This window comes from Pedobacter sp. AK013 (assembly GCF_014205835.1).
Taxonomy (GTDB): Bacteria; Bacteroidota; Bacteroidia; order Sphingobacteriales; family Sphingobacteriaceae; genus Pedobacter.
In genome coordinates this window covers 1-7,508 of the sequence record NZ_JACHCQ010000069.1, presented here as the reverse complement: position 1 = coordinate 7,508, position 7,508 = coordinate 1, and the positions used below count along the sequence as shown (strand labels likewise).

General features: G+C 40.4%; 4 protein-coding genes. 1 reads left to right on the top strand and 3 read right to left on the bottom strand.

Going from position 1 to position 7,508, the window contains the following annotated elements; translation table 11 throughout:
• The first annotated feature begins 456 nt into the window (after positions 1-456).
• On the top strand, positions 457-831 hold the full coding sequence (locus HDC90_RS25045) for a hypothetical protein (protein ID WP_184471353.1): 375 nt from the start codon (positions 457-459) through the stop codon (positions 829-831).
• Between the two features lie 38 nt (positions 832-869).
• Here HDC90_RS25045 and HDC90_RS25040 read toward each other — a convergent pair whose 3' ends face one another.
• The 3 genes from HDC90_RS25040 to HDC90_RS25030 form a co-directional block, all read right to left on the bottom strand.
• A complete protein-coding gene (locus HDC90_RS25040; protein ID WP_184471351.1) occupies positions 870-5,129 on the bottom strand; it encodes an ATP-binding protein in 4,260 nt (1,419 codons plus the stop codon).
• Between the two features lie 43 nt (positions 5,130-5,172).
• Complete coding sequence (locus HDC90_RS25035) at positions 5,173-6,783, bottom strand: hypothetical protein (RefSeq protein ID WP_184471349.1); 1,611 nt, start codon at positions 6,781-6,783, stop codon at positions 5,173-5,175.
• Between the two features lie 451 nt (positions 6,784-7,234).
• Complete coding sequence (locus tag HDC90_RS25030; RefSeq protein ID WP_184471348.1) at positions 7,235-7,450, bottom strand: hypothetical protein; 216 nt, start codon at positions 7,448-7,450, stop codon at positions 7,235-7,237.
• Between the last annotated feature and the right edge of the window lie 58 nt (positions 7,451-7,508).

Here is a 7,508-nt window from a genome sequence, read left to right as displayed (position 1 = left end):
GAATACCTTCTGGTAATAAAAAACTGATAAGGGTTTGTTCGGCTTGATTCAAGGGAAGTTATAATTGTTGTAATACTACAAAGAAACAAATTATTTTATTCCCCCCAACTTTTCCGCTTGATCCCAACTTTTCCGCTTGATCCCAACTTTTCCGCTTGACCTATTGTTTCCGCAACCTATAAAAACAAAAAAGCCTCAACTTTTGCAAGTTAAGGCTTTTGTTGCGGGCTGTACGGGGGCACAATCGAACCCTTGATAAAGTTTTTGGCATTTATTAACGAAATTGAATCAGTTAAAAACCACAAAATAATACGTTTTATGCAAACTGATCATCTGTGAGATATAGTCGTTGATAGGATATTGAAATATAGTAACTATTGTTGCAGAACATTATTTATCAGACTATATTAGATTTAAGTATTTTGTTTAGAAAACTGAATATTCAATTTTGCAAACATGGACAAACAAAACTTTTCAATAATTGCGCCGGAGGCGTTAGCACAGATGCTCCAAAAGAAGCTCGCTGAAGGTGAAATTGAGATCGGATTTGCGCAAGAGGGAGAGAATACGATGTCAGTAGTAACAAAGGATGAATATAATACAGATCAAGAATTTTCTTTGCATTACCACAGTAACGGTTTTTTTGAAATTGTATATAGATTCTATGACGATGACCATACGGGTGGTTGGATAATACTCAGCCACATATTAAGCGAAGAAGAAATTCGGATGCTGCCCGAAGGCCTGCAACCTTTAATGGCAAAAGTGGCGCACTCTGGAAATCCGATCAAGATTACCGGTAGACAATTAGCATCCCCCAACAAAATTTAGAAATAGCAGCCACTGGTACAGAGCGATATCCCAAGGAACTATTCTTCTTGAAACCTCAATTTACCTTTGACCGCAGTACCTTCTAAAAAATACGGCCCTGATATATTTAATCGATTGGGCTGGCCGACAGCACTATCATAATTTCCAAGAATTTGTTTCTCGCCAACGACACTCCACACTAGCACCAATTCCTCTTTTTCTAAAAAATCCATCAGTTCCTGTTTCCTTACAAGCAGCCCAGAAATACTTTTATTATGCACAGATGGATCAAAACATAGTATTCTACCACTACTGTTGATCAACTCACCCTCTCTTTGTGAAAATTCCAAGTTTAGTGCCTTTTGAATGAGTGCTGTTGGTTTGAAATATTGAATAGCAGATCGTTTAGAGCAATCAAATTCTTCTTCCCAGTTGTACCATTCTACTGTTCTACATACTTCGGCAATCAATCTATCGGTTTTCCGGTCAGAAACATTGACCCAATCTTTTCCGCTATAATAGGGCTTATTGAAGAACTTGAATGCAGGCGACCAATAGTATTCCCTGTCAAATATGGTGTACATACTTCTCGCTTCAGGTAATTCTCCCCTGTGAAAATCTCGGCTAAATGCCTTGGAGAATCTAGAAAAGTCTTTCCTTCTAATAAAATAACTCCGGATCTGGTACCAAAGCCGCTTTCGTTTACTGTTCCACCTATCCTCTCCCAGTCGTTCTTCTTCGCCCCACTCTGGATGGACTTCCAGCCATAACCATGAATCGCCCTGGTTGTCCTGCACCACTACGATATCCTGCGGAGCGGGCACATCCTTCCTGTCAACAATCCACTCCCTATCTGGCTTGTCCCATGGCGCATAAGATTGGTTGAACCACCAGTGTGAGCTATGCTGATCGGCATATCTTTCTGCCTTAGTTTCTTTAACAAGAATAGTGGGATCCAGATCCCGGATATAGGGATACCAAGGTCCATTATAAGATAAAGTTTTCTTTGGTTTGTCCCAATTAGACTCGTCATAAAGCTCGCATTGATCCGACACCCGGGCCAACAGCTCATAAAATACAATCCACTGGTACTTTTTCCCAATGCGTTCACGGTGCCCGGATCCTCTTCCAGAACCCTGCCTTGAATCGAATTCACTAAAAACTTTTGGATCATATCCGAGTTCGAAAATCCGCTGGATGGCATAATTGCTTAAGCCATTATGGTCTATGTTCCAATCATTAAAAGCCCTTTGAAATGTGTACCGGCCAAAATCCCCATACCTGGCGGTTCCTCTTCCATATTCTGTGGTCATGGAGCCCAAGATTGCGGTAGCACCCCACGATTCCCCGCCATAATTGCCCGTTTCTCCCTTGGGCCTGTATTTTTTATCAATTGTCTTGACCGAAGGAAAACGCTTAGGTAATCGCTTACTTCTATATGGAGGACGTAGCTGCTCGATATCAACATTGGGGCTATACTTTAAGTAAAGGGTAAATTCAATGATCCCCCTGGCGTAGTCCCTGAGCAAGATATGCGGATAGACTTCCTTTTGATTAAATATTGTTTCATAAATGTATTCACTGACCGCTGGTAATTTTTCCCGCTGGCATGTCCGCATGACCGCCCCGTAAGCCGCAGCATACAGGCGTTCCAGTACATAAGGATCATTAACGCTCCTAAATTTTTCCAATAAACCGGGAATCAGATGCACACGATGCTGTAACAGGCAAACCAATGCCTTGGTCGAGGCATCCCTTAAATACCGGTTCGCACTGCAGAAGAACCAACCGAGCATGATGCTACCCAATAAAATGGATTCATCATCGATCTGATGCTGATCATCTTCAACATTCCAGGCAAAATCAATCAATCTTTTTACTGAACTGAAAGAATTCTCGTCATCATCATATTTGTTCTGTAACCAGATTGTCCAGAGCTGATCGCGTTCAGCTAAAGAAAATTTCGTAAAGTACGCATGAAGCCTGTCCGCGTTAAAGTAAAACCCGGGTCGCATGGAAACTGAAATTGATGCTTCCAAAAATTGGTCAAACAAGTCCTCTTCTTGAATAATAACTTCATTGACGTAATCCCTAGCGCTTTGCCCGAATGACTCATGCTTTCGCCAGATAAGCGATTGTACAAAGCCCTCTGCCACTGGCCAGAATAACCTAGCATGTGGGGCGACCTCAAATAACTCATGCTGTATTCTCTCCGGCAGCTGAATGGACAACGCTTCGATAAGGTTCTGATTGGCATAGGCGGCAGAAGAGTCTTTAACCAGTTCAAAAAGTTTGCCTTCCTGAAAAGAAGTGTCGGGGTGCTCAACATCTAAGTATTTATCCAGCAACAAGGAAACCGTCAGATGATCCTGAAAGCGTTGATAAGCAAAGTAAATTACATCATGGTGATGGCCCTCCCGGTCCCAGTGCATATCCTCATTTAAGACGCCCTCAGAAACCAACCTCTTTAAATACGGTTCTATATTTCCGCAGGAACCATAGAACACCTCATTAATAAGCTTATCTGCTTGTAAATATTCCACATGGTCTTTGCTTCCATTGACCATCTCTAATAAAAGTTTTTCGACAGCCCTTCGAACCAGCGGTCTTTTTTCGTCATAATCCAACTCTTCTGGCCTTGCCAACTTTAGATTTACGCTATCCAAAAAATAGTCGATGACACTCGTTATACCGCCATACCCTGGCGGCATTTCATATAATTTCCGATCTGAAAGTGACTTGCAGAAAAGTTTAAGGAACAATGGGTTTTGAAATTCAGGATTTAATAATGGTGCACTTGGTTGTGTAATTTTATAATGATTGAAATACCGTTTTACTGCTGCATATTCAACGCCTGAAAATCCATTATGATTTATCCGGACAATCAGGTTAGTGTCAATATCATCTGTCGGGGCAATTAATTTTTCAAAGGATGTCCTGATGCTCAACACTAGACCCAACCATGGATAGTTCTGAAAAGACTGGATGAAAGATTTCAGTCTTTTCGGCCAGACTTTACGACCGTTCCCTTCATTAATCGCATCTATGAAGACAACGATTCGGGCCCTTTCACTTTCTGCTTTTGCATTTAAAGCTCCAAGAAATACAAATTCATCAACCTGGTTCTTACGTAGCTGATTGCTGAGAATTTGAGTCCAAGGCATATCGGCATTCGTGAAATTCTCCCCCAATAACAGCAAACTGTGCTGTCCTTTTTCGTTTCTTTTTTCAACGATATCTGCCAGAAGATGGGACTTTCCGTTTCCGGCTTTCCCGGTAATGAGTAGATAGGGGTTGTTAGCTAATAGGCAAGTTACGCTACCTAAAAAATCATTAAACTCACGTAGACTGGCTTTGAAAGAATTAATGTCACCAATATCATTGGAATGAGGTCTGGAATAATAATCTTTTATACCGGTTTCAGCTTCTTTTTTATTCCTTAACTCATATAAAGCATCCTCTATCTCCTCTGCGGTTTGCGCAGAAATAAGCAGTTTTGCGCTAAGTTCAGTTAATGGAAGCTGCTCATTACCCACAAAATTAAATGGTTCATAAATTGCCCGGATTTCTTGTATACTGTCCCCAAGGGAATTCAGACGATTGTTAATTGTCTCATCTTTCAGGTCAATGCGGATGCCCCTATATTTTTCGAGGAAGTTTTTATACTTTGAATGTATCTGTTCTTCAAACTGTTGGTCTCTGCTAAGTCCGTCAAAAACTTTAGCAATAGGCAAATCAAAATTCAGTTCTTTAGTATATCGTGCGCCTAAAGCGTTTATGCTTTCAGTATTTTTTGCGGTCAGCCAGTCGTTCGATAATTCTTCTTTATTAAACCAAAAATGGGTTAGGCCTTCATTTGTTTTTTTTGAAAGCCTTGATATGAGTTCAGTACTTCCCCAAAACTCAAACTCAACGGACAGCTTTTTCGAAGAAGCGTAGCTTTGCCATTCCGTCACTTTCTGTTTCCATTTATCCAACATAGACTCCTTATCATCTATTTTTCCATCTGGCATATCTAAAGGGAGACATACATAATACTTAGAAAGTTTTGTATGGTTATCAATAGCAGTTTTAACAGATTTGGTTATCTGCGTCCATTGCGTTGCATTCATGCTGGAGGTGAAGTATTTCGCCTGCCACATATATAAACTTCCGTCCGCAAACTCCCAATAACACTCTTTTCCTGCGTCGGGCTTACCTATCCGTTGAAATTTTACCTGATGCGGAATAACCTCTCTCGATGCCAGTTGGCATACTAACTCTTCAAAGCCATCATTTAGGCTACTATGAATTGGACGTATGTTGTGCCAGTTAATCATTTTTTTTACAGGTATCGTTATTTTTTATGCTTTTGTAAATTTATTATTTTTCAAAATCATTAAGATTAATGCGCTCAGGCAAATCAGCACAAGAAAATTCTTCATCCACGCACTCTACAAAGCCCCACTTGAAAAGCGAACTGTTTAAGTATAAATGATTGCGCCTGATCTCATCTATGCAGCCTCTGATGATGGTTTGATTGGCAAAATTTTCAAAAAAACTCTCCCATAGATCCAGTGTGGGCAAGAAATCATAAAGGTATCGGCATTGATCAAAAACAAAGACATCTGAATACATCCAGGTTTCTTTAGCTTTATATTTCAATGAAAGATTTTTTCCTGCATGTGCTACATAAGGATGGCCATAGAGCCCGATTAAGAGTTCAACAAGGAGGTTTTTCATCGGTATATCACAGGTGAGAGGCATGTGCCGATCAAAGAAATCCAGCTTACTTAATGTAGTTTTTAATTTCTCTCCGCAGATGTTATGGATAAATGTTTTGAAGCCGGTGTCCGCTTCCTCGAAACGTTTTAAGAGACTACATATGTATAAAGAATCTTCTATAGTCATCTTTCTTCGGTTACTTTCGATAAACTTTATCAGCGGATGATCAGCGGATAGATTTTCCCTTATGAGCCTTGCCCAATTTAAAAGCGGATAGATATCAACTGCGAGGGCATAGTGTGGAATTTCATTCAATAACTCCTTAAAACTATCTGCTTTTAACTGCTGATTTTTGATTGTCTTAAGCTCTTTTTGTAGGGCCTGTTCATTTAGCAAGTGGTTGCTTTGGACTGATCCTAAAGCTGATAATTGCCACATCGGGATAATTTCAGAGGCCATTGCGGGGATAAAATGCGTCAGAAAGGAACTATAATAGTCGTCAAGATGCTGGTTTATAAAATTGCTATAAGCCGAAAATGAAGCACACTTTTCCAGCGCAGACCTTCCGAAGTCATCATCTATTTCGGGAAGCTCGCCAAATTCTTTTGGCGCGAACCAGGGGGCTAAAATATCACCCCAATGATAATTTTCTTTAGGTTCAGCAAAATTTGTGATCAATACGGATAGCCCGGTAAGACGTCGGTTTAAGAATATCTGTTTAAGCGTTTCCAAAGGCGATTGCTGAGGAGAAAGAATTGGAGAGCATGCGTCAAAGTAGATAATATCAAATTCGTGGTTAGTCAGCTCAAAGAATTCGGTGAGTGAACCCCTATGGATTTTGATTTGAATTTTAGCGTCCGTCAATGATTTTACGGCTTGCTCATAAATCTTTTTATCCGATTCAATCGCCCAAATATTTTCAAGCCTGATCCCTTTATTGCAGAGTATATCAATATCATTGTATGGCTCTGGTCCCGACAGGTATAACACCTTCAGTTCACTTGCAGTTTTGGGCCTGCAAATACTTTCATAGAATTCAAACCAACTGTTTTTACCACCGAAAAACTGCCAGTTGTATTGATTGGTGAACTCAATATTTTTGCCGCCTACAAAGCGAAACAGCATGGAATTAAAACGATCCGTTATTTTGGTAAAATGGTCTTTTGAAACCAGATAACTCTCTTGCCGCTGGCTGGTAAGCGAGCTGATTGCATGTTCAATTAGTTTTTCACGTGCATAGTTTTTAATGCCCTGTTTATAAGATTGCATGTTTTAAATCTATGAATTTTCCTTTGAACATTTGTTGTGCCAGTAAAGAAAGCAGCGCATTTTTTCTGTTGCGAGACTTGGTTACCAGAAGCAAAAGACTTTCACCTTCCAGCCTTGCTAGCCTTAGCGAAATCACAATTGTAATCCCCGAATGTGGTAAGAACGGTTTAAGAGAAGGGATATATTTCCAAAAGAAAAAGGAAAAAAGAAAGCTTAAAGAGTAGTGCGCACCCTGGGCAGGCGCAAAAGGAAACGGAATAAAAGTTGGCTCTGAGCGCAGGCAATGTGTTTATGCCGTAGTCTTTTGAGCGGGATTGTGCGAGAGCGGGGCGCAATAAATTTGCGGTTCTTTTTAGCCTTTTTAAAATTAGGCCACAAACAAAAGATGCGAAGCCCCTTTTTTTGGCCCTAAAGAATAATGGATTAGTAACGTTGTTTGATTGATACGATATTAGCGCTCGTTTTCGAGATTGTTACACTCATTGGGCAGATCCTTTCCAAAATCTACGATGTCCAAATCGAAAGACCTTCGCGTTTCACGAAGATTGGAGTCGAAAACATCCGGTGGCAGTTTAGATTTCATGTATGCAGAGAAAGACCTATTGAGCTGGAAATAAACATATGCATTGTTTGGATAAACCGCTTCAAATTGACCCCCCTTCGCCACTTTAAAACGCCCCCCTTTGCCGAGTTAATTTGATAAGGTCCGCCAAAGCAAAAAGCCC

Bases quoted from the DNA above. Each gene is read 5' to 3' on its own strand.
- HDC90_RS25045 (WP_184471353.1), top strand. From the start codon at position 457: ATGGACAAACAAAACTTTTCAATAATTGCGCCGGAGGCGTTAGCACAG.
- HDC90_RS25035 (WP_184471349.1), bottom strand. From the start codon at position 6,783: ATGCAATCTTATAAACAGGGCATTAAAAACTATGCACGTGAAAAACTA.
- HDC90_RS25040 (WP_184471351.1), bottom strand. From the start codon at position 5,129: ATGATTAACTGGCACAACATACGTCCAATTCATAGTAGCCTAAATGAT.